This is a genomic window from Campylobacter sp. RM9334, assembly GCF_020138145.1.
Taxonomy (GTDB): Bacteria; Campylobacterota; Campylobacteria; order Campylobacterales; family Campylobacteraceae; genus Campylobacter_E.
On record NZ_JACGAX010000001.1, the window covers coordinates 1 to 24,467 of the forward strand.

At 28.7% G+C, this 24,467-nt stretch carries 25 protein-coding genes; 6 read left to right on the top strand and 19 right to left on the bottom strand.

The window, feature by feature from the left end:
* Positions 1-357: 357 nt before the first annotated feature.
* From AVBRAN9334_RS00005 to AVBRAN9334_RS00015, 3 genes are read left to right on the top strand one after another with little or no spacing between them, the layout of a single operon-like run.
* Entirely contained in the window at positions 358-1,755 is a 1,398-nt protein-coding gene (locus tag AVBRAN9334_RS00005; protein WP_336606678.1) for a GTPase family protein, read from the top strand.
* Between the two features lie 51 nt (positions 1,756-1,806).
* Positions 1,807-2,007: a hypothetical protein gene (locus AVBRAN9334_RS00010; RefSeq protein ID WP_239817031.1), complete on the top strand. Its 201-nt coding sequence runs from the start codon at positions 1,807-1,809 to the stop codon at positions 2,005-2,007.
* Complete coding sequence (locus AVBRAN9334_RS00015) at positions 2,004-3,245, top strand: BspA family leucine-rich repeat surface protein (RefSeq protein ID WP_336606679.1); 1,242 nt, start codon at positions 2,004-2,006, stop codon at positions 3,243-3,245. The genes AVBRAN9334_RS00010 and AVBRAN9334_RS00015 overlap by 4 nt, the downstream gene beginning before the upstream one ends.
* A 94-nt stretch (positions 3,246-3,339) precedes the next feature.
* Here AVBRAN9334_RS00015 and AVBRAN9334_RS00020 read toward each other — a convergent pair whose 3' ends face one another.
* The 10 genes from AVBRAN9334_RS00020 to pyrF form a co-directional block, all read right to left on the bottom strand.
* The gene (locus tag AVBRAN9334_RS00020) at positions 3,340-3,822 is read right to left on the bottom strand and encodes a hypothetical protein (protein ID WP_336606680.1); all 483 of its coding nucleotides are present in this window, start codon (positions 3,820-3,822) and stop codon (positions 3,340-3,342) included.
* 114 nt (positions 3,823-3,936) lie between these two features.
* On the bottom strand, positions 3,937-4,848 hold the full coding sequence (gene glsA, locus AVBRAN9334_RS00025) for a glutaminase A (protein WP_214150556.1): 912 nt from the start codon (positions 4,846-4,848) through the stop codon (positions 3,937-3,939).
* A gap of 2 nt (positions 4,849-4,850) precedes the next feature.
* Positions 4,851-6,071, bottom strand: a complete 1,221-nt coding sequence (locus AVBRAN9334_RS00030; protein WP_336606681.1) for an Nramp family divalent metal transporter — start codon at positions 6,069-6,071, stop codon at positions 4,851-4,853.
* 24 nt (positions 6,072-6,095) lie between these two features.
* Positions 6,096-7,076 (bottom strand): agmatinase family protein, encoded by a 981-nt coding sequence (locus AVBRAN9334_RS00035; RefSeq protein ID WP_239803038.1) that lies wholly within the window; start codon positions 7,074-7,076, stop codon positions 6,096-6,098.
* 172 nt (positions 7,077-7,248) lie between these two features.
* Positions 7,249-7,998, bottom strand: coding sequence for a hypothetical protein (locus tag AVBRAN9334_RS00040; protein ID WP_336606682.1), 750 nt, complete (start codon positions 7,996-7,998; stop codon positions 7,249-7,251).
* A complete protein-coding gene (locus AVBRAN9334_RS00045; RefSeq protein WP_336606683.1) occupies positions 7,999-8,769 on the bottom strand; it encodes a hypothetical protein in 771 nt (256 codons plus the stop codon).
* Positions 8,770-8,787: 18 nt separating this feature from the next.
* Complete coding sequence (locus tag AVBRAN9334_RS00050; protein ID WP_336606684.1) at positions 8,788-9,258, bottom strand: hypothetical protein; 471 nt, start codon at positions 9,256-9,258, stop codon at positions 8,788-8,790.
* 83 nt (positions 9,259-9,341) lie between these two features.
* Entirely contained in the window at positions 9,342-9,806 is a 465-nt protein-coding gene (locus AVBRAN9334_RS00055; RefSeq protein ID WP_214119773.1) for a hypothetical protein, read from the bottom strand.
* A gap of 114 nt (positions 9,807-9,920) precedes the next feature.
* A complete protein-coding gene (gene pyrE, locus AVBRAN9334_RS00060) occupies positions 9,921-10,526 on the bottom strand; it encodes an orotate phosphoribosyltransferase (protein ID WP_214116805.1) in 606 nt (201 codons plus the stop codon).
* Positions 10,519-11,244 carry an orotidine-5'-phosphate decarboxylase gene (gene pyrF, locus AVBRAN9334_RS00065; protein ID WP_214116806.1) on the bottom strand — a complete coding sequence of 242 codons (726 nt, stop codon included), beginning with the start codon at positions 11,242-11,244 and terminating at the stop codon, positions 10,519-10,521. The genes pyrE and pyrF overlap by 8 nt, the downstream gene beginning before the upstream one ends.
* A gap of 157 nt (positions 11,245-11,401) precedes the next feature.
* On the opposite strand from pyrF, the gene AVBRAN9334_RS00070 reads away from it, so the two are divergent.
* Entirely contained in the window at positions 11,402-11,563 is a 162-nt protein-coding gene (locus AVBRAN9334_RS00070; protein ID WP_214116808.1) for a hypothetical protein, read from the top strand.
* A gap of 27 nt (positions 11,564-11,590) precedes the next feature.
* Here the strand turns inward: AVBRAN9334_RS00070 and AVBRAN9334_RS00075 are convergent, their stop codons facing one another.
* On the bottom strand, positions 11,591-12,517 hold the full coding sequence (locus AVBRAN9334_RS00075; RefSeq protein WP_336606685.1) for a homoserine O-succinyltransferase: 927 nt from the start codon (positions 12,515-12,517) through the stop codon (positions 11,591-11,593).
* An 89-nt stretch (positions 12,518-12,606) separates the two neighbouring features.
* Here AVBRAN9334_RS00075 and AVBRAN9334_RS00080 point away from each other — a divergent pair, with 89 nt between their 5' ends.
* Positions 12,607-13,887 carry an O-acetylhomoserine aminocarboxypropyltransferase/cysteine synthase family protein gene (locus AVBRAN9334_RS00080; protein WP_336606686.1) on the top strand — a complete coding sequence of 427 codons (1,281 nt, stop codon included), beginning with the start codon at positions 12,607-12,609 and terminating at the stop codon, positions 13,885-13,887.
* Positions 13,888-13,936: 49 nt separating this feature from the next.
* Here the strand turns inward: AVBRAN9334_RS00080 and flgG are convergent, their stop codons facing one another.
* The 8 genes from flgG to typA form a co-directional block, all read right to left on the bottom strand.
* On the bottom strand, positions 13,937-14,725 hold the full coding sequence (gene flgG, locus AVBRAN9334_RS00085) for a flagellar basal-body rod protein FlgG (RefSeq protein WP_214116814.1): 789 nt from the start codon (positions 14,723-14,725) through the stop codon (positions 13,937-13,939).
* A gap of 8 nt (positions 14,726-14,733) precedes the next feature.
* Positions 14,734-15,543, bottom strand: a complete 810-nt coding sequence (locus AVBRAN9334_RS00090; RefSeq protein WP_214116815.1) for a flagellar hook-basal body protein — start codon at positions 15,541-15,543, stop codon at positions 14,734-14,736.
* A 100-nt stretch (positions 15,544-15,643) separates the two neighbouring features.
* Positions 15,644-16,912 (bottom strand): MFS transporter, encoded by a 1,269-nt coding sequence (locus AVBRAN9334_RS00095; RefSeq protein WP_336606687.1) that lies wholly within the window; start codon positions 16,910-16,912, stop codon positions 15,644-15,646.
* A 95-nt stretch (positions 16,913-17,007) separates the two neighbouring features.
* A complete protein-coding gene (locus tag AVBRAN9334_RS00100) occupies positions 17,008-17,424 on the bottom strand; it encodes a ribosome maturation factor (protein WP_214116819.1) in 417 nt (138 codons plus the stop codon).
* Positions 17,425-17,784 (bottom strand): 30S ribosome-binding factor RbfA, encoded by a 360-nt coding sequence (rbfA, locus tag AVBRAN9334_RS00105; protein ID WP_336606688.1) that lies wholly within the window; start codon positions 17,782-17,784, stop codon positions 17,425-17,427.
* Entirely contained in the window at positions 17,784-20,459 is a 2,676-nt protein-coding gene (gene infB / locus AVBRAN9334_RS00110) for a translation initiation factor IF-2 (RefSeq protein WP_336606689.1), read from the bottom strand. The genes rbfA and infB overlap by 1 nt, the downstream gene beginning before the upstream one ends.
* Positions 20,440-20,706 carry a DUF448 domain-containing protein gene (locus AVBRAN9334_RS00115; RefSeq protein WP_214116825.1) on the bottom strand — a complete coding sequence of 89 codons (267 nt, stop codon included), beginning with the start codon at positions 20,704-20,706 and terminating at the stop codon, positions 20,440-20,442. The genes infB and AVBRAN9334_RS00115 overlap by 20 nt, the downstream gene beginning before the upstream one ends.
* Positions 20,707-20,820: 114 nt before the next feature.
* Positions 20,821-22,626, bottom strand: a complete 1,806-nt coding sequence (typA, locus tag AVBRAN9334_RS00120) for a translational GTPase TypA (protein WP_214116827.1) — start codon at positions 22,624-22,626, stop codon at positions 20,821-20,823.
* Between the two features lie 120 nt (positions 22,627-22,746).
* Between typA and fliK the strand changes: the two genes are divergently transcribed.
* Positions 22,747-24,384 carry a flagellar hook-length control protein FliK gene (gene fliK, locus AVBRAN9334_RS00125; RefSeq protein ID WP_336606690.1) on the top strand — a complete coding sequence of 546 codons (1,638 nt, stop codon included), beginning with the start codon at positions 22,747-22,749 and terminating at the stop codon, positions 24,382-24,384.
* Positions 24,385-24,467 lie beyond the last annotated feature (83 nt).

Here is a 24,467-nt window from a genome sequence, read left to right on the forward strand (position 1 = left end):
ATTCTAATAAACACCCCACAAGGAATTTCTTAATTGAAATTCCTTTTATTTATATAAAATACTTAAATCTAAATCATAGTTTTTTTAAATTATTAATTCAAATTCTTGTAAAAATTAATGAAATTTAAAAAATATTTTTAAAAAATTTTATATGGACAGAATTTTGACATTCAATGTGTTATAATCAAGAAAAATCAAGAAAGGAGAATAAATGAAAGTTATTTTTTCTTTTATATGGGGGGGGGGTATAACTCTTTAGGATATACTCAAAAACCTTCATCTATTTTTAAAGGAACTTAGAAAGCATTTTTTATCTAATCACAAATATTTAAAAATTAAAAATAAAAAGGATAAAAAATGGAAATCAAAAGAATACTAAAAGAATTTACAGACCTAGAAGAAATTAAAAAAGAAATATTAAAAGAAAACATTTTAAATTTTGTTAAAGAAAAAAGCAAACCAACAATTTTTGCTAATTTAATGCTATCTACATGCCCTAAGGAATATTTAGATATTTTATTAAAAGATTTAGATTTTGATTTAGAAAACAGAATGAAATTAGCTGCTTTGATTGAAGAAGCATATCATATCAGCTTTAAATCAAAAGATATTTTAAACTATCAAAAACCAACTTCAACAGCATTAATACCTGATATATCTAACATAACAGAAGTTATGAAATACTATAAAGAACAAGAAGAATCTAAAGAAGAGTATACAGAATTAGATGAGTTGTTAAACAAATCAGATTTAGATGAAGAAGATAAAAATAAGCTAAAGCTAAATATCAAAAAACTAGCAAACACAAAGCTAAATATATTAATTACAGGCGGAACAGGAGTTGGCAAAAGCTCTACTATTAATTCGCTTTTTAATATGGGCGATGAATACAAACAAGAATTTAGTGAAATCGGAACTACTAGCAAACCACAAACAATGGAGATTAAAAAATACGAAATAGGAAGAAACCTTGTTTTATGGGATAGTCCAGGTTTAGGAGATGGGATAAAAGATAGTGAGCATATTGCAAAAATCAATAAAAAGCTTCACGAAAAAGATAGTAAAGGAAATGCTTTAATAGATTTAGTTTTAGTTATTGTAGATGCAAAGACTCGTGATTTAGGCACTACCTATCATCTAATTACTAATGTAATAATCCCTGCCTTAGGAGAAAACGCAAAAGATAGAATATTAATAGCGCTTAATAAGTGTGATCAAGCTTTAGAAGGAGATTTTTGGGTGAAGGGTGATAGTCCTTATCCAGAAGAAGAGCTTATAAAATATCTTGATGAAAGTGTAAAAATAATTAGTGATAGGATATATGAGACAACTAGCGTAAGGATTGAGCCTATATATTATTCATCAGGTAAGAGCAGAAATGGCATTCAAGAAAACCCATATAATTTAGGAAAATTACTTGACTTCATCATTGATTATACTCCCAGCAAAAAAAGAGCAGTATTTAAAGGTAAGATAAACGAAAATAAAAACAACTGGAAAAGCAACGAAAAAGTAAAGCCTAATACAAATAATTTTAATTCATCAAACAATCAATCAACAAGCACCACAAAAGATTATAAAGCTTTAGCTGATGAAAAGATAGAAAAAAGCTTATGGGATAACTTATGCGATGGTTTAGGAAAAGCAGTTGATTTCGTTGTTGAAAATAAAGAGAAGATTATGGCTGGTATTACTACTGCTTTTGCCATAGGTAAAGAAGTTATAAGTCTCTTTACTAGCTCTAAGAAAAAGTAAAAAATAAAAAGAATTTGAAATAGGAATTTCAAATTCTTTAAAGGAGTATAAATGCCAATAGCACCAAAGCCAAGTAAGTTTATTTGTAAAGATTGTGGGTATTCAGTGGTGATAATTCATAAAAGCGATTGCCTAAGTGCAAATGATTTACCACCATCTAAATGCCCTAAATGTAAAAATAGTGTTTGTTATGATAGAAAAAGAGCTAATGCATTTGATATAGCTTTAGCAAAATTAAAGGAGATTTTATGAAAAAATATAAGCCTACCACAAAAGAAGAATTAAAAAAGTTAGTAAAAAATAAGACTATTTATCTAGGTGATATTGATACGAGTTTAATTACTGATATGAGTGAATTATTTGAAGACAGCACGAGAAAAGATTTTAATGGTATAAACGAATGGGATACAAGTAATGTAACTAATATGAGTGCTATGTTTAGTAATTGTGAGTATTTTAATGAAGCTTTGAGCTTTGATACTTCAAAAGTTAAAGATATGAGCTATATGTTTTTTGATTGTAAGCAATTTAACCAAGCTTTAATTTTAAATACTTCTAATGTAACCGATATGAGTCATATGTTTGAAAATTGTTTTGTCTTTAATCAACCATTAAACTTTGATACTTCAAATGTAACCAACATGAGTGATATGTTTAATTATTGTTTCAGATTTAATCAAGCTTTGAATTTTGATACTTCCAAAGTTGAAACTATGAGTTATATGTTCAATGGTTGCTTGGATTTCAATCAACCATTAAACTTTGATACTTCAAAAGTTACAAATATGAGTGGTATGTTTTTTAGATGTTATTATTTTAATAAAGATTTAAATTTTAATACTTCAAAAGTAACTAATATGAGTTATATGTTTAGTGATTGTCGTAGTTTCAATCAACCATTAAACTTTGATACTTCAAAAGTAACTAATATGAGTTATATGTTTAATCTTTGCGTCTATTTCAATCAAACTTTGAATTTTGATACTTCAAAAGTAACTAATATGAGTTATATGTTTAGTAATTGTAGTAGCTTCAACCAACCATTAAACTTTGACACTTCAAAGGTTATAAATATGAGTTATATGTTTTCAGGTTGTTATTACTTCAATCAACCATTAAACTTTGATACTTCAAAGGTTACAAATATGAGCTATATGTTTAATGGTTGTAGAAATTTTAAACAACCATTAAACTTTAATACTTCAAGAGTTACAAATATGTTTGGTATGTTTCTTTGGTGTAGTCTGTTTAATCAACCATTAAACTTTAATACTTCAAGAGTTACAAATATGAACAGTATGTTTATGGGATGTTATAACTTTAATCAATTACTAAACTTTGACACTTCAAAAGTAATTGATATGAGCTATATGTTTGCTAATTGTAAAAACTTCAATCAACCATTAAACTTTGATACTTCAAAAGTTAATTACATAGATAATATGTTTCAAGATTGCGATAGTTTAGAGCAATTGCCTAATTGGTATTGATATGTTAAAAAACATAAAAAGATTTAAGAATTTGAAATAAGAATTTCAAATTCTTATTTTTTAATTATCCTTGTAATATCATTACTATTATTATTTAATATGATTTTCTTTTCTTAATCGTATAATTTATATAAAAATAAATTAAAATCGTAGATATTAAAGCAATAGCAAGAGTTAAAGTGCTATTGTGAATATCTCCTAATTTTAAAAAGCAAAATTTAAAAAACGCATTTAGAATACTAAATAAGGTAAAATAAAATAAAAAGCCTAAATCTTTCTCGCCTTTATAAAAATTAATAATATTTCTACAATAGATTTTAGTCGCAGATATACTAAAATAACTCCATATCATAAGCAACAACAAGCCTAACAAAAAACCTCGAGCATAAGCATCATCGTCATCTATAAAAAACCATGGCAATAAGTATCTTAATGGTATTAAAGTAAGTATAAAAGTATCCATATATAACATTAAAAAAGACCAAGAAATTACATACAATAAAACAATAAATATTAAAACTTTAAAGCAAGTTGCAACAAAAACTTTTATTAATTTATTATATATCCATTCTATCACATTAGCCCTTATAAAATATGCAAATTAATATAGTGAAATTATAAGAATTTAAATCTTAAAACTCAAAATATAAAGCACAAAAATACTAGATACTTTTAATTATTTTAGATTAATTTAAAAAATTGATAAATCTAAAGCTTTAGATAAGCCCTCTAATATCCTAACACCACCTATTGAATTACCCTTGCTATCAAGTGCTGGTCCATAAACCCCTATCCCAAATTCTCTAGGGACAAGCGATACCATACCACCGCCCACACCACTTTTACATGGAAGTCCTACCCTTACAGCTATTTCTCCTGATAAATCGTAAGTTCCACAAGTTAGCATTAAACTCTTAATCGTTCTAGCTATTTTTTTACTAACTATTTGCTTACCATCTTTAAGCCCATCATTAGCTAAAAATAATCCTAATTTAGCTAAGCTTTTTGTGTTAGCTAGTATTGAGCATTGTTTAAAATAAACTTCTAAAGCCACCTCAACATCATCACTAATAATCCCATCATTTTTCATAAAATACGCTAAGGCTCTATTTTTATTGCCTGTTTTATTTTCGCTTTCGTATATTTTAGTGCTTAATGACGCTTCATTATCATCAGTAATCAAACGAAAAAACTCAAGCACTCTATTAAATCTCTCTTCAGCATTTTTGCCTTTAATCATAGAAGCAACAGCAATAGCACCTGCGTTTATCATTGGATTAAATGGCTTTTTATTGTTTGATGTTTCAAGTTTCATAATTGAATTAAAGGCATCTCCTGTAGGCTCAACACCTACTTTTGAGAATACATACTCATAGTCATTATCTAATAAAGCTAACATTAAAGTAACTATTTTAGAAACACTTTGAATACTAAACCTTAGCTCACTATCACCCGAGCAAAAAACATTATAATCCTTATCAATCACGCAAACTCCCAAAGCGTCTAATTTAGCCTTGCTAAGCTCTGGGATATAATTTGCCAATCTTCCTAATTTTGTATATTTAATATTATCTTTTACTAATCTATCTAACAACTCTTGCATATTTAAATTATATTTCCTATCGCACTAATTAAACTACTTCCGCCTAAAATCACAGAAATTAAAGCGATGATAATACCTAAAAATATTTTAATATTGTTATTTTTATGATTTTTTAAAACCTTACTGCTTGATGTAATATACACCAAATAAACAACAATTACAGGTAGTATTATGCCATTTAGAATTTGAGCTGTAAATATTAAAGTTATAGGATTAAATCCAGTTGAAGAAACAATTACTCCAATTAATAATATTGCAGAACAGGTTAATTTAAAACGAATATCGTTATGCTTATAATCCCAACCTAAAAAAGCACTCATAACATAAGCAGCTCCCATAGGAGAACTGATAGAACAAGCAAGTCCAGCAGCAAATATACCAACACCCAAAACTATTTCAGCATAATTACCTAATAATGGTCTAAGTTGTATAGCCATATCAGAAGCATTTTTTACTTCCATTCCTATCATTGCAACACCAGCTGTAATTACAACAGCTGCTGTAATAATTCCACCTGTGGTTATAGAAAAATATATATCCCATTTTGATAATTCCAACTCATTAGCATCTTTCCAAGTTCGTTTAGCAGTTGCTGAATGTATAAAAAAATTATAAGGCACAATAGTTGTCCCTATAATTGCAATGATAGTAAATAAACTACCATCAGGAAAAGTAGGTAATAATCCTTGAAAAACTAAAGAAAAATCTGGCTTAACAACAAACATTGTTAAGATAAAAATCAAAGCCATTATAATAACTAATAGCATAAAAATTTTTTTGATAATATCAAAACTACCCATCCATAATAATACAAATACAAACAAGCCCATATAAGGAGTAAGCGAACTTATATTTATCCCAGTTATCGTTGATAGACCTAGTGCAGCACCAGTTAAATCCCCTGCATTATAAGCAGCACAACCTAAAACCACAGAACCGCCCACTAAAATTCCACTTAATATTTTTCCAATCTTACTTTTAAAAGTGTTTAATATAGCTTCGCCTAATCCCTTTTGAGTAATTATTCCAAGCCTTGCTGACATTTCTTGCAATACAATGGTAGCTATTATTGAAAATAAAACAGCCCAAAGTAAAGCAAAGCCAAATCCAGCTCCAGCCTTAGTGCAAGTTGTAATTGTTCCAGGGCCAACAAAAGAGCCAGTAACTACAGCTCCTGGCCCTATTGCTTTAATTTTATCCTTCCAAGTATATTTATTTTGCATAATTCCCCTTTATGTTTTTATATGTTATTTAATATTAAATCTATACTTAGTAAGACCTGTTAAAAAATATATACTCATCCACACCGCTACATGCCCTGAAGTATTTTGCGGGTCTTTTCCTGGATATAATTCAACAAAATCAAACGCACTAGCACCTGCTTTTCCACATTCGTGTAACATCATAGCAAGTTCATATGTGCTAAGACCACAAGGATCAGGTGGGCCTGCTGGATTAAATGCTATATCTAAAACATCAGAGCATATAGTTACATAAATAGCTTCTGTGCCATTACTTGCAATTTTAATTGCTTCACTTATAGCAGCTTTCCAGCCCATTTCTTTTACTTGCATTCCAGTAATTACATGAGCTCCAAATTTTTTTGCTTCTTTTAAACCATTTGGATTGTTTCTAGGTCCTCTTATTCCAAAATGCACCATTTTTGTAGGGTCTATATAAGGGTCTTCGTATAATCTATGAAAAGGAGAACATCTAGCTAATTTTTCTTCGCCAAATTTATCCATATTATCCATATGTGCGTCAAAATGAATAATGCCTATATTTCCATTATGTGCCTTAGCAAACTCACTAATTAACGGAAATGATATTGAGTGATCGCCTCCAAATACTACAGAGATTTTTTTGGCTTTCATTATTTTAGAATACTTATCTTTTATGCTATTAAAAGAAAAATCATAATTACCATTTTCTATAGCACAATCACCAAAATCTCCACCAGTAAAATAATCAAATACATCTAAATCAAATTCTGGTAAATATCCACCATATCTAACAGAAGCAGCTCTAATATTTTTTGTAGATAACTCACAACCTGAATAATTACCATAAGTGCAAACCCCTTCCCAAGGCACACCCATTACTACAATATCATAATTGTTTAGTTCTTCATCATTATGAATCTTAGGCAACCCTAGAAATGATGGAACACCACTAAAAACTTCGCCAATTCTTCTACTAGGAACATAACAAATTGGTTTATCGTTCATAATCACTCCTTTTTTTAATATAGACTTTTATTATGGAATGAAATTATGTTTTTTATAATTTTTTTGATTAAATTTGATAAAAATCAATATTTTGTGTTAATTTTTGTAATTTTATTGCATAAGCTAAGATATTTTATAGAATAAAAAGTATTTAAAATCAGCTCTAATGCTTTTAAATCCATTGAAATATACTTCCTTTATTTTTATTTTCATTTTTATTGATTAATTTTTCTAATTTTTCTAAATCGCTTTTATTAAATTTATTAAAGGAAAGCTCATAAGAAATATAAAAAATCTTAAATCTTTTTCGCTTTAAAAAAATTCTTATAGTATTTTTAAAATTTGTTTTAAAAAAATAATATTCCTTAATATCATCATATTTTATTTTGCTAACTCCTAAGCCTTTTACAAACACCAAGCAATCTTCATAGCAAATCACTCTTTTAACACCACAAAATATAATTAAAGTGCATAATATAATTACTACGCCGATTATTTTATAAATAATTAATTCATCTTTTAAAAAGCTTACAATACTAATAAATGAAAGCAGCATTAAAAATCCAAAAGTTATATGGACTAAATCAAATCTTTTTGGATTAATCACATAAATCGCATTGCTTGTATCAACTTCTCTTAATATATAAATTACAAGGATATAAATAGCGATAAAAATCATAAAATATAGCCAATTTTCTACTACAAAAATAAGCGAAATTAAACTAAATAAAACAATGGCAAAAAGTTTTGATTTATCATAAAAATACTTCATTGATAAAACAAAATAATGAACAAACATATAAACAAACATTAAAAACAAATAATTTTCAATAAAACAAGATTTAATTGCAAGATATACAAAAACAGCATTTATAGGAGTTAAAGTAAATATAATTATAAATTTTAAAATTTCTTTAATCATTTAATATTTTTTATCTAATAATGTGTATTTTATTTGTTTATCTTGATTATAAATATCTAAGATTTCTTTTAATAAATAAACCACTTCTTCTTCGCTAAGTAAATTATTACCCGCAATATCTATGATTACAAATATAGCAGTATCAGTTGATAAACGCTTTTTATGCACAAGAAGTATTTTAATAATATCTGTTTTATATTTTAAAATCCAAAATATTCTATTTGAATTTAAATCACAATCAATAAAAAAACAATCAAGCTCTTTATTAAGTAGTATGGTTTTTGTGTTGAATATGGTATCTTGTGTATTATATTTAGTAAGTGCTTCATTTATTTTATATTTTTCATAAATTTCGTTATCAATTTGTATAGTTTTAAAATCTAATTTAAACTGCGTATTGCCTATAAAACTTGATTTACTTTTAAAGAATTTCTTATATAACATTACTAATAAATAATAATACATAAATGGCAAAATCAAAGCTATTATTCCGCCTATTGATAAGGTCAAAACAGGAATAAAAGAAAGACAAAATACAATAGATAAAAACGCTTTACATAATTCTTTTGATACAACGCTATATATTATATGAGTTAAAAAACATAAAGGTATAATAAATATTGAGCCAATCAAACTTCCATAAGGTGCTTGTAAAATTGATAAATTATACATATCATTAGCAGAATATCCAAAAATAACCATCATAAACAAAAAACAATAAATAGGCGATATTGCAATTAAAATTACAATTTTTATCACAATTTTTTCCATTATAAAATCTCCTTTTGTTTATATGTATTCTCCTAGCACTTCATCTCTTACATAAATTGTGCATTCTTCTTTTTCAGTCCAAAATCCATTAACTCCATAGACTTTTAAAATATCTTTTAGCAATTCTATGATTTCTTTTTCATTTAATATTTTATTGTTTTTTATAGATAGTATTTTCCAAACTATATCATATAAAGTTCCATTTATTTTTATACGAAAATCTCGGTCTAAAATAATTTTTATTACTTCACCTTTGTAATACAATACCCATAATGACTTATCAAGTTTAGCATAGTCTAGCTTAGGGTCATCAAAATACATACAATTCATAAACCAGCAGCCTAATTCTTCATCTATTACAATATCCCAATCATAAGGAAATTTATGATATTGTCTGCCATACCAATCATCAGTATGTTCTGCGTAAATATAAGAAAGTGAGTATTTTTTATCTAATCTATCATCAATAATTGCGTTTTTAAAAGCCATTTGCTTACCCCACCCCTTTTTAAACCAAATTCCTACTTCAAATTCCGCAATTTTTAAAGAATTTGAATTAGGATTTAAAATATTTATTCTTTTATTATTTCATCTCTTACATATACTTTATAGCCGTCAATTGTTTCCCAAGCACCAGAAAGATTATAAACATCTAATATTTCTTTAAGAAGATTTATAACTTCTTTTTCACTTAATAATTCATTGTTTTTAATATCAAAAATACTCCAAACTTTATCGTATAAAACACCATCTATTGTTATATCAAAATCATAATCAAGTATAACTTCAATCAAATTACCTTTATAATATAAAACCCACAAGCCTTTACTAAGTCTTGCACGCTCTAATTCAGGGTCTAAAAAATTATAAGCTTGTATTATAAAACAATCTAATTCTTCATCTATTACTATTCTTTTCTCATCAGGCAACATATGATTTTGTTTATAGTATAAGCTATCTGTATAATTGCAAAAAATATCTGTCATTTTGTATTTTTCATCAAGTTCTTTTGTAACTACTGCGTTCTTAAAAGCCATTATTTCTCCTTAATTTTAACTATTAAGTAAATATTATAAAAATTATTTTTTGTAAAGTAAAGAAGGTTTGAAGATATTCAAATTCCAAAATCGGAATTTGAAATTAAAATTATTTTATTCTTGAGCGTCACGCCATTCGTTTAGAACTTTTACTTCTTCATCGCTTAAAAATCCACTAAATGCAGAAAATCCACTAAGCGAATAAGCAGGACAATCAATACTCTCATAATTTTTCTTAGCTTGATTTAATTCATAGCTAAATATTGAAAATACACCTTTTACATCTAATCCGTGAGACCTAGCAGCACCAACAGCAGCAATACTTGAACCGCCACTTGAGATTAAATCTTCTAGCACAACGCAAGTGCTTCCGTGCTTAAAGCTTCCTTCAATCATCTTTGCTCTTCCGTGGGTTTTGTTTTTTGATAATATATATACTAATGGTTTGTTTAATATATCAGCCACCCAAGCTCCGTGAGCAATAGCTCCAGTAGCAGTTGCTGCTATGTAATCAACATCTCCTGCTTTTTCTTTAATCAAATTCGCTAAATGATTTGCTATGATTTTACGCTCTTTTGGATAGCTAATTAACACACGGTTATCACAATATATAGGGCTTTTAATACCACTTGAATATGTGAAAAATTCTTTAGTATTAATAAATATTGCTTCACAATCTTTTAATATTTTTACAACTTCACTTGCAACTTCTTTATTCATTTTCTTCTCCTTTTATACATTGAAAATAAGCTCTAATAGGATTAGAACTCTTTGTAATCATTCTACCAGCTACAATATAATCAATATTGTTTTCTATAGCAAATTTTGGCGTAGCAACCCTTGCTTGGTCATTTGCATCATTGCCTAAAAATCTAATGCCAGGCGTAAGAGCCTTAAGTCCTAAATCTTTAGCAAATTTTGCTTCATAAGCACTACTTACTATGCCATCAAGACCTGCTTTTTTGCTGATTAAACAGCGTTGTTTTACGCAATCATTAATGCTTCCATTAAAGCCTAAATCATTTTTAAATTCTTCTTCTTCAAACGAAGTTAATACAGAAATTCCAAATAATTCACACTTGCTACCTAATTCATTTTTAGCATTAACAGCAGCCTTTAAAGCTTGCTCGCCTGCAAAAGAATGAAGGCTTAAAATATCAATATCATTTTTTAAAAGTGTCTTAGTAGCATTATAAATAGTATTTGGGATATCAATTAATTTTAAATCTAAAAATATATTAAAACCTAAGTCTTTTAGCTCTTTTAAAAAGTCATTTCCAGCTGTGTAGTATTGCCACATACCGACTTTTAAATAAGGCATAATTAATTTTAAATTATGCTCTTTTGCATAGTTTTCAAGATTTTTTGCTGATAGTTTTGATACAAATTCACGGCTTTGCTCTAAGGTGTCAAAATCTAATGCGATTATGGTTTTCAAATTCTCTCCTTTGATTTAATAAAATTATCTCTTTTTAACTCTTTACGACTTAGCATTATGCAAAAATTTATTAAATAAAACATATTGAATTTATATTTTTAAAAGTTATTTATTACATTATTTAAATAATATAATACAAAAATCAAAAGGAGAAAAAATGGACTTTTTAGACTCATTAAAACAAATCAAAACAGATATAAAAGAAAATGAAAAGAAAAAAGAGCAAGAATTAGAACTAGCAAAAATAAAACAAAAAGAAGAAGAATTAAGACAAGATTTCATAAATTATATGAATGAAAGCGGAGTTAAAAAAATCTAATTAAGATTTAGAAAATCTAAATCTTAATTAATTAATTGAATTAAGTTTGTCTAATTCAAAAGGTGTAGTTTGATATACATAATAATTTAGCCAGTTGATATAAACGCAATTTGCGTGAGCTCTCCAAGTAAGTTTTGGGGGATTGTTTGGATTATCATCTTTATAATAGTTATAAGGAATATCAACATCTAAGCCGTTTTTAATATCTCTTTTATACTCATTATCTAAAGTAGTGCGAGAGTATTCAGGATGACCTAGGACAAAAACTTGTCTTCTATCAGAACTTCTTATCAAATAGCTTCCTGCTAAATCGCTTTTAGCTAAAATCACTAAAGATTTATGATTTGCTAAGGCTAATTCATCAATTCCTGAATGCCTTGAATGTGGAGCTAAAAACACATCATCAATTCCCCTTAAAATCTCATCTTTACTATCAATTACATCGTGATAAAACACTCCGCTTAATTTCTTTTGTAAAGGAATTTTTGCAATATTGTAATGATAATTTAGCCCAAACATCGCACCATAGCATATATGAAGAGTGCTAAAAACATTGCTTTTGCTCCATTCTAAAATACTAACTAACTCATCATAATAAGTTATTTCGCTAAATTCATATTGTTCTAGTGGAGCTCCTGTTATTATCATTCCATCAAATTTTTTATGCTTTATCTCATCAAATACCAAATAATGCTCGTTTAAGTGGCTTTGACAAGTGTTTTTGCTCTCGTGACTTGCTATTCTTAAAAGCGTGATTTTTACTTGTAAAGGCGTATTAGAAAGCATTCTAAGTAATTCTAATTCAGTTTCTTCTTTTATTGGCATAAGGTTTAAAATCACAAGCTCTAATGGACGAATATCTTGAGAATTTGCTCTTGCTTCATCCATTACGAAAATATTTTCATTTTCTAGTAAAACTTTTGCTGGAAGGTTAGTTTTTATATTAACGGGCATTTTTTCTCCTTTTTTAACTAATTTTGCCATTTTTTACTTGCTAAAGACTTAAAATAAAGTTAAACTAATGTTTTTTTAAAGGAGAGAAAATGTTAAAACAAGATACTTTATGTATTCACGCAGGTTATGAGCCAAAAAATGGCGAAAGTAGGCAAGTGCCAATCATTCAATCAACTACTTACAAATACGATTCTTGTGAATTTATGGGAAAATTATTTGACTTAGAAGAAAGTGGATATTTTTACTCAAGAGTAGCAAATCCTACAAATGATTATGTAGCTAGTAAAATTGCTAAATTAGAAGGAGCAATTGCTGGGGTGCTAACTTCTAGCGGACAAGCGGCTATATTTTTTGCAATTACAAATATTTGTAAAGCAGGAGATCATTTAGTTTGCGTAAATGAGATTTATGGTGGAAGTATAAATCTAATAGGCGTAACGCTTAAAAAATTTGGAATTGATTGCACCTTTATTAGTGCAAATAGCACAGATGATGAAATAAGAGCAGCTATTAAAGAAAACACAAAATTAATTTACGCTGAAAGCGTATCAAATCCTGCTTTAGTAGTGCTTGATATTAAAAGATTTGCAAATATTGCTCACGAAAATGAAATTCCATTAGTAATTGATAATACTTTTGCAACTCCTATTAATTGCCAGCCTATAAAACACGGAGCTGATATTGTTATTCATTCAGCTACTAAATATCTTGATGGGCATTCAAGTGTGATTGCTGGGGTTGTGCTTGATAGCGGTAATTTTGATTGGAGTAAGTATCCTAAAAAATTTGCAGATTTTAACACCCCTGATGAGTCATATCACGGATTAATCTATACGCAAAAATTTAGCAAATTAGCGTATATTGTAAAAATGATTGTTCAATTAATGAGAGATATAGGTGCTTGCTTACCTGCAACTAGTGCATATATGCTATCAACTCATATTGAAAGCCTACCTTTAAGAATGGCAAAACACTGCGAAAATGCGAAAAAAATTGCAGAATTTTTAGAAAATAATGAATATATTGAAAGCGTAAATTGCCCTATGCTAAAAAGCAGTCCTTATTATAATCTAGCTTTAGAATATATGCCTAATGGGGTTTGTGGGGTTATTAGCTTTACATTAAAAGCAAATAAAGCTAAGGCAGTTAAGTTTTTAGATAGCTTAAAATTAATAATGATAGCAACTCATGTAGCCGATGCAAGAAGCTGTATTTTACACCCTGCAAGTCATACTCATAGACAATTAAATGAAGCTGAATTAATAAAAGCTGGAGTTAGCGAAGGTCTTGTAAGGCTTTCTGTTGGTATTGAAAATGCTGATGATTTAATAGCTGATATTAAACAAGCATTAGAAGTTACTTTTAAGTAATTCGTATTTGAAATTCTTATAAAATTATAAGAATTTCAATCTATATTATTTATCTTTTAAGTCCATTTACGATTGATAGCATTTCATCACTTGTAGTGATTGCTTTAGAGTTTGCTTCATAAGCTCTTTGACCTGTGATTAAATCAGTCATTTCTTCTACTAATTGCACGTTACTCATCTCTACGAAGTTTTGCTTAATTTGACCAAAACCATTAGTCCCACCCGTGCCAACTACAACTGCTCCACTAGCACTAGTTTCAAGGAAATTATTATCTCCTAATGCGTGTAAGCCACTAGGATTTATGAAGTTTGCCAATTCAATTTGACCTAGTTGCACTGCTTCAGGATTACCCGCTTGAATTACACTTACAACCCCATCAGTTCCTATCCCAATAGCAACTGCATCTTCAGGAATTGTAATTTCAGGGATTAATCTATATCCATCACTATTTACGATAGTTCCTTCACTATCTAGCTTAAAAGCACCATTTCTTGTATATGCCGTAGTGCCATCAGGTAACTGAACTTGGAAAAAACCATTACCTGCTATTACCATATCTAATTGATTGCCTGTTTCTTTAAAATAACCTTGTGTAAATTGTTTTGTAATTGCTGTTGGGCGAACTCCAAGACCTACTTCAATACCTGTTGGACTTTGCGTTGTTGTGCTTGTGCTAGTGCCTGCGTATTCCATTACTTGATACATTAAATCAGCAAATTCTGCTCTATTTTTTTTGTATCCCATAGTATTTACATTGGCAATATTATGAGATGTTGTATCAATTTGTGTTTGCTGTGCTATCATTCCTGTTGCTGCTGTATATAAAGACCTAAGCATTTTTACTCCTATTTAACATTTGCTAATTTATTTATTGCGTCGCTATTTAGCTCATCCATATGGCTAGTCATTACTTTTTGATACATTTCAACTAAACGATGAGTTTCTATAAGACCTACCATTTCATTAACGGCATTTACATTACTCATTTCTAAAAACCCACTCGCAAGCGCATTTGAACCCTCAAAATCTTGCATTTTAGTTAAATCATCTAATTTATAAAGATTATCTCCTATCTTTTCTAAATCCCTTGTATCATCCATCCTAGCTACAAAAATCCTATTTGCTACTTCACCATCTAAATAGACATTTCCATCTGAATCAATAGTTAATCTTTGATTATCTCCTACTTGAATGCCATCATTTGCAGGGTCTTCAAAATAATTTGAGCTTAATAATCTATCTCCATTTTTTGTAACTATAAAGCCATCTTCATCTAGGCTAAATGCTCCATTTTTGCTAAATTTCACACTACCATCTGATGAGCGAACCATAAAAAAACAATCACTTCTTTTGATTGCAATATCTAAAGGATTGTTGGTCGGACGGATTGCACCTACGCTAAAATCTGTGTATTCTATATCAATATTAGGAACTCTATTTATGGTTTGATTTATGTATTTTGCAGCTTGTTTTGTATGATTATCAATTGGCATATTTTGCATTTCTTCATCATAAAGCCTTTTAAAATCAGCGATTACTACATTATCTCTTTTATAACCTGCAGTATTTACATTAGCTAAATTATTAGAGATAACATTTAAGCGATTTAGTTGAGTAACCATTGCTCCTGTAGCTTGATAAAATCCGTTTTGCATAACTTTCCTTAAATATTTTATATTTTGATAAAAGCAAAACTTATTCCAAAATAAGATAAACTTCTAAAAATTTTTAGAGTTTATCTTAAAATCAAATTCTTTATTTTTTATTTTTCATAATTTTGTCAAAAAATACAGAATTTAAAAAAGCCATTAAGCATATGAAAATAATGTAATATCCACTACCAATATCAAATTTTCCGTGTGATTGAACTACGATAATTGGAGTTAAAAATCCTGCTATCGCATAAGCTAAATTATAAGAAAATCCTATGCCTGTATATCTAATACTAGCCTTATAAAGCCTACACATAAATAATGATGTAAAATTAACAATACCACCAAAAAACGCCGAAGCAAAATAAAATATACAAGTTGAAGCAAAATCCTTTAAAACATATAAAGAATAAAAATACATAGTGCTAGTAAAAACTAATAAAATAGCAAAAATTTTGCAAATTAAACTAGCTTTAAATCTATCAGCCAATGCCCCGCAAACAACAAGTCCAATCATCATACTAACACTAGCAATAATTTGCAAGCTAGTATTTAAAGCAGGATTGATATTTAAAATACCTTTCATAAAATTAGGCATCATTATTAAAAATACTAAAACACAAGCAGTAAGAACAATAGTTAAAAACATTGATAAAATTATTTCCATTTTATAATCTTTAATGACTGATTTTATAGGAAAATCGCTTAATTGCTTTTCAGCTTGAAGTTGCTTAAAAATAGGAGTTTCTTGCAAAAATCTTCTAAGATAAATGCTAATTAGACCAAAAATACCACCGATTAAGAAAGGAATTCTATACGCATAATCTTTTATTTCATCTTCTGTGAAATTTAGTTGAAGCAATAACGCACTTAAAGCTCCTAAAGTAATACCACCACAAACCCCACTAGTTAAAACTCCTAAAAATAATGCCTTTTTATTATCAGGACTATGCTCATATATAAAAGCCCAAGCACCAGGTAACTCTCCACCAATTGCAACGCCTTGAACTAATCTAATAGCTAATAAAATAGCAATAGCAAAATAGCCAATTTGCTCATAAGTAGGCATAATCGCAAAAATAAATGTAGGAATTACCATTAAAATAATGCTTAATAAAAACATATTTTTCCTACCAAACTTATCGCCAAAATGTGCCATTATAACTCCACCTAATGGACGAGCTAAATACCCTGCAGCAAAAGCTCCATAAGTATTTAATAATTTTATACTCTCATCAAGCTCTTTTGGAAAAAAATGATGTGTAAAATACGGAGTAAATAATGCAAATATAATAAAATCATAAAATTCTAATGTCCCACCTAATGCACTTAATGCTAAGGTTTTTGTATCTTTTTTTGTAATAGTTTTCATTAAATTCCTTTAAATTTCTTTGTTTTTTTTATTTCTAATTTTGATTTTGTTAATGATTATTAATTTGAGTAAGAGTATATAGGTAAGGCTTTGCCTTACCAATAGATATAAGTTTTTGTAGATTTAATATCTGCGTAGTTTAAAATTGTGCCATCTTCTAAAGTGATTTTTTCATCATCAGCACTAAGTAATTTTGAGATAATTTCTTCTTTTTCTTTAGTTTTAATTTTTAATATCTCACCTATACTAAGTTTGAAATGCTCTATTTTAGTAAGCTTTCTTTCAAGTCCAGGAGAGCTTACTTCTAAAAAGTATTTTTCATCTGTAGGTGGATTTAAATCAAGTATAGGAGAAATCAATCTACTAAATTGCTCGCAATCATCAAGGCTAACTGATTTATTTTCTCCATCTTTTAAGATGAAAATTCTATAAATAAAGTTATTGCCTTCTTTTGCTAATTCAGTATCATAAATCACTAAATTAAGCTGTTTAGCTAAATTCTCTAGCTCCATTTATTTCTTTTCCTTATTAATTTGCTTAAATAATTCTTCTATTCTATTAATTTTATCTAAACTATCGTCAAACCTAAAATGAAAATTTGGACATCTATACATACCAAGCGCTCCTAAGCAATGAGCTTGCAATACTTTACTAACTCTTTTTAGCTTAGAAAGAATTAAATTTTGTTCATCTTTTGTAAGCGACATTTTATCTAAATATATAAAAGCATCATAACGACCCTTTTTACAATCTACATCATTTACTAATAGACCACTTAATAAAGGATCATCTAAGTTTGCTAAAGCTTCTCCTACTAATTCCTTTAGCAAACTTTGTGTTCTTAGGCGTTTTATTTGTGCTTTATCATTCATTATAAACTAGCCTTACTTTGAACTTCTTTATAACTTTCTATAAAATCGCCTTCTCTCATATCATTAAATCCAACGATACCAACACCACATTCATAACCTTTGCTAACTTCTCTAGCGTCGTCTTTAAAGCGTTTAAGTGAGCTAATCTCTCCTTCAAACACTACAACACCTTCACGAATAACACGGATTTTAGCCCCTCTTACTATACTTCCATCAGTTACCATACATCCTGCTATTTGTCCTACTTTTGGCACATTGATTACTTGTCTAATTTCAGCTTGTCCGAGTTGCTCTTCGCTAATAATAGGACTCATTAAACCACCTAAAATAGCCTTAATTTCATCAATTAAATTGTAAATTACATTATATGTTTTAATCTCAACCTTAGCTTCTTTTGCTTTTTCCTTAATATCCCCTGTTGGACGAACATTAAAGCCAACTATAACACCACCACTAGCTTGTGCTAAAGCAATATCTCCTTGAGATATTCCACCAACACCACCTAAAACAATATCAACTTTTACCTCATCATTTGAAAGCTTTTCAAGACTTCCTCTAATAGCTTCTAATGTTCCACCTACATCGGCTTTTAAAATAACAGGTAATGATTTTAAATTCCCTTCTTTAATTTTTGCACTTAATTCATCAAGGCTTACTTTTGTTGATTTGCTTAATTCTTTTTGTCTTAAATATTCGTGGCGTTTTTGTGCATAATCTCTTGCTTCTTTATCAGTTGCAACACTAATTAAAGTCTCACCTGCATCAGGAATTTCATTAAGACCCATAATTACACCACACTCGCCTGGTAAAATCTCTTTTAGTGCGTTACCTTTGCTATCTGTAATACTTTTTACCCTACCATAAGCAATGCCTGCTACAACGGTATCTCCTACTCTTAGCGTTCCATTTTCCATAATCACAGTAGTTACTACACCACGACCTTTTTGTAAAGAACTTTCAACTATATTTGCTTTTGCAGCTGTATTCTTATTTGCTTTAAGCTCTAAAATTTCAGCTTGTAATAAGATAATTTCAAGTAAATCTTCAATTCCAGTTCCCTTTAAAGCACTAATATGAACGAATTCATGACTTCCACCCCACTCAGTTGGCATAATATCAAGCTCTGCTAATTGAGTTTTAACTCTATCAGGATTTGCTGCTTCTTTATCTATTTTATTAACAGCGATGATGATTGGAACACCCGCTGCTTTTGCATGCGAAATTGCTTCTTTTGTTTGTGGTTTTACACCATCATCAGCAGCTACAACGATAATTACTATATCAGTAACACTAGCACCCCTAGCTCTCATAGCTGAAAATGCTTCGTGACCTGGAGTATCAATAAAGGTTATATTTTTACCATTTTTATTAACCATATAAGCACCAACGTGCTGAGTAATTCCACCTGCTTCGCCACTTGCTACACGACTATTTCTAATATAATCAAGCAAACTTGTCTTACCATGATCAACATGACCCATAATTGTTACAACAGGAACTTTAATATCTTTTAATTCTTCTTGATTTTCTTCATAATCAGCAACATAATCAAATTGTGCAGTCTCATCAAAAAAGCTTATTTCAATTCCAAACTCAAGTCCTAAAATCTCAATAGTTTCTTCATCTAAGAAATCATTTTTAGTAGTCATCATTCCTTGCATAAATAATTTTGAAATTAATTCACTATCTTTTTTACCTAACTTCTCTGCTAATTCATAAAGTCTTATTTCTTTAGGAATTTTAATACTTGTAATTTCTTCGCTACTTTGTTCTTTTTTATATGCTTTTGATTTTTTACGGCGAGACCTTGCTATTGAAGTATTTGTAAATTGATTGATTTGGTTATTAAATGCACTTCTTAATGAAGTTTGTGCCTTTGCAGGCTTTTCAATATCTTCTTTTCTTTCATTAAATGAAAAATCAGGCATAACCACAACATCATCTTCATCATCATTAATCTCTGCAAAATTAGTATCAAAATCCATCTTAGATGAACTTTCTTTTCTTGCTGCTGGAACTATTTTTTTAGCTTTTTTCTTTTTTAAGCTTTCATCTGTGCTAAATATTGAAGCAAACGATACGGGCTCTTTTGATTGAGCTTTAGGCTTAACCTCTTCTTTAACTTCTTCTTTTACTGCATTTTTCTTCTTAATGATTACTAAGCCACGGCGTTTTTCAAGCCCACTTCTTGCAAGACTTACAGGTTCTTCTTGCACTAATTCTTCTTTTGCTATTTCTTTGCTTTTCATTTCTTCTTTAACTTCTACCTTAGTGATTTTTTCTTCTACTATTTTTTCTTCTTTAGTTTCTTGTTTATCTTCTTTGGTTTCTTCTTTAAGAATTTCTTTTTGTTTGCTTTCAGTTTTTTTTGTTTTTTCAATCTTTTCAGTCTTTGTACTTTTTTCAGCTTTTTCAGTTTTACTTTTTGTTGTTTTAGAAGTAGTTGATTTTGTACTAGATTTTTTGGCACTTTTACTTGATTTTGCAACTTCATCTTTTAAAATTTGTTGAATTGTTCCATTTTTTAAATACTCATATATTGCTGCTGCTACATCTTCACTTACAGCTTTTTGAGGTGATTTATAATCAAATCCTAATTCATTAATTTTTTCTAAAGTTTCTTTATTTTGATAACCTAATTCCGCTGCTATTTCACTAATTTTTATATTCGCCATTTAAAAACCTTTCTTTTAATTTACTAGCAAGTTCTTTTTTATCTATATTAATTTTTATAACTTTTTGCAAAGACTTTAAAAAATCACTATCATCTTTTTTAAGGCATTCATCACATAAATACATACTTCTACCGCTATTAAATTGAAATAAAACTTCATTTAAAGACACTTGAAAACGCTTTAAATCAGTTTGATTTTTTCTAATCTTGCAAATAATACACATTCTAATAGGTTTTGCTTTTTTCATAATCTTTTAATTTTAATTGTTTTTGCTTAACAGAAGTCTTAAAAGCTTTATTTTCAAACATTTTAATTTTCTATTCTAAATTCTTTAAAAGATTTAGAATAGAAAGAATAAAAATTAAGATTTAGATTTTTCCATACGGCGTCTTAGAGTTGGGTCTAAATAACGCTTTCTAATACGAATATTAATTGGAGTTACTTCTACTAATTCATCTTCTTCAATCCACTCCATAGCACGCTCTAAAGTAGGTTTTCTAGGTGGAACTAATTTAATAGCATCATCACTACCACTAGCACGAACATTGGTTAGGTTTTTACCTTTTATAGGATTTACATCAAGGTCATTCGGACGACTATGCTCGCCTATAATCATACCAACATAAGTTTTTGCTTGAGGGTCTATAAATAAAACACCCCTATCTTGAAGATTCCATAATGAATAAGCTAATGCAACACCATTTTCCATACTCACTAATGCTCCATTTTGGCGTTTTTCAACACTACCAACAAAAGGTCTAAATTCCATAAAACTATGATTCATTATACCTTCACCTTTTGTATCTGTTAAAAACTGACTTCTAAATCCAATTAGCCCACGAGCAGGAATTTCAAACTCAAGTCTAGTTTGTCCATCTCCTGTTGGAACCATACTTTTCATCTCAGCTCTTCTTCTTCCAAGCTTTTCAATAACCGTTCCACTAAACTCATCAGGAACATCAATAACTAGATTTTCAAAAGGCTCTGTTTTAACTCCATTTTCAATTTTTACGATAACTTCAGGGCGTCCAAGACAAAACTCAAAACCTTCTCTTCTCATATTTTCAGCTAAAATCGTAATTTGTAATTCACCACGACCACTTACTTTAAACTTACCTTCGCCAATATTTTCATATTTCATAGCGATATTTGTCTTCATTTCGCTTTCTAATCTTTCAGCAATTTTATTACTTGTAACATGCTTTCCTTCAGTTCCTGCTAAAGGTCCATCATTTACGCTAAATACAACGCTTAAAGTAGGTTCTTCTATATGTAGTGGATCAAGTGGCATAGGATTGCTAGGATCAACTACGCTATCTCCAACATCTAAAGCATCAAAACCTGCAATTGCTACGATATCTCCTGTGCTAGCACTATCAATATCCATTTTTTCTAAACCTAAAAATCCAATTAGTTTTGAAATTCTTCCTGTGTGTTTTGTCCCATCAGCCTTAGCTAACATTACATTTTGATTTTTTGAAATTGTTCCATTAAAAATTCTAGCAATTCCAATTTTACCAACGAAGTTATCATAACCTAATGTAAATACTTGTAATTGTAAAGGATTTTCATTACTACCACTTGGTGCTGGAACATGCTCAATTATCTTGTCAAATAAAGGTTGCATATCCTTACTATCATCATCTAATTCATTTTTTGCAATACCTTCTTTTCCAATTGCATAAATTACAGGGAAATCTAATTGCTCATCAGTTGCATCAAGTGCAGCAAAAAGGTCAAATACTTCATTAATTACTCTATCAGGTTCAGCTGCAGCTTTGTCTATTTTATTTACCACAACTATTGGTCTAAGACCTAATGCTAATGCTTTTTTAACAACGAATTTAGTTTGTGGCATAACACCTTCTTGAGCATCAACGATTAATAAAACCCCATCAATCATCTTTAAAACACGCTCAACTTCTCCACCAAAATCTGCGTGGCCTGGAGTATCAATTATGTTAATTTTTGTGCCTTTATAATTAATTGCTGTGTTTTTTGAAAGAATTGTAATTCCACGCTCTTTTTCAATATCATTACTATCCATAACGCGTTCATCAACTTGGTCTCTTTCGCTAAATGTTCCTGATTGTTTTAATAACTGATCAACCATTGTAGTCTTACCATGATCAACGTGTGCGATTACTGCTATATTTCTAATACTCAATGTTTTCTCCTTGATTTTAAAGTAAAAGTTTAATTAATTTAGGTTAATTTTTAAATATGAAATCACAAAAACTTGGAACGAATTTTGCTAAATCTCATCAAGTTTTAAACAAGGATTATTATGAAAGATTTATTAATTTTACAAGATGTAAAAAATCTAAATTCTAAAAAAGGTAAAGGCTCTAAAAAGTCTGGCGGAGAAGGTTTTGCTGATTTATTATTTAATCAAACCGATGTAAAAGATACTAAAAATTTATTGGTAATGCAAAATGTATTTAAAGCAAAAAATGAAATAAAAAATAAAGATGTAAAACAATTTAGTAATATAAATCTAGCTTCAACTTTATTAAATGAAAAAACAAGCAAACAAGAGCCAAATTTATTAGCAAGTCTTTTACAAAATCCAAAAACTCTACAAGATAAAGTATCAAAAATAGTGCAAAATGCAAAAGAAATGAATGAATTTTTACCTAAAAGATTGCAAATAAGTGATGCTGAAATTATGCAAGATATTAAGACTTCTATGGAAGATGTTGAATATGGAAAAGAACTTTTAGATGATTTGAATTTCGTTCAGATTTTAGATTTTTTAGACATATTAAAGCAAGATAAAAAAAATGTAAAATTAAATGATTTTTTTAACTTAAAAAATATTGTTAATAATAAAGCTAGTTTAGAAAGTTTTGCAAATACAAATAGCGTTCATTCATTAGTAGAACTTGCAAAAGAGCATAAATTAGGGCTTAGCAATATAACTTATGAAAAAATTAAAAATAATGAATATAACGAGCAAATTTTTGCTAAACCATATCCTAAATTATATGAGCAAAATTTCTTCTCACACGCATTAAACAAAAATACAAAAATTGAAGAGAATTTAAAAAATACTGAAATTAAAAAACCAAATTTAGAAAGTTTATTATCAGTAAAAAGTGAAAAAATTGTATCTAATAATACAAACGAACCTATTATCAACGCTGAAAAAACTCTAAAAACTGGGGCTTTAAATGAGTTATTAAGCAAAATTGCAAATGATGATAAAAAACAAACTAAAGATATAAAAGAAGAAGCATTTAAAATCGTTTCAAAAGATATAGAAACACAAAGTCCAAAAATCACTCCGAACACAATTAAAAATGATATAAAAGATATACAAATTCAAGCAAATAAAACTCAAATTCAAACCCAAGAAACAAAAGAAAATGAAAATAAAATTCTACCTGAATTAAATATAGTAGAAGAAAATTTGCAAGATAATTTAGATGAAAACTCAAGCCAAACTCAAGATAATAAAGAAAAGCTAAATCTACCACAAAATCTTAAAGTTGATTTTTTAAATCCTAATAAAGAACTTAGTAAAGAACAAACTAAATTAGTAATTGATAATTTTACAAGAGATTTTAAAGAAGAAATAGAAAAATTCAAAGCTCCAAGCCATAAAGTTAGCATTAATTTAAATCCTAAAGAATTAGGAGAAGTTAATGTCACTATGATTGCAAGGGGAAACAACTTGCATATAAATCTTAATTCAAATAATGCAAATACTCTAAATCTTTTCATAGCAAATCAGCAAGAATTTAAAAATAGCCTTGTAAATATGGGCTTTACGGGTCTTGCTATGAATTTTGGAGATAAAAAAGAAGGTTCAAATCATCAAGAGCAACAAAAAGCTCGTAAAAAATATGAAGAAATTGAAGAATTAGAAAGCACAAGCGATATGCCAAGTGGAATTAATGCTGTGCTTTATAGATATTTTTAAAGGGGTAAAAAATGTTGGTTTCAATTTTATTAATAAGTTCAATGATAATTTTAGCAGTAAGCTTTGCTGCTAAAATATATTTT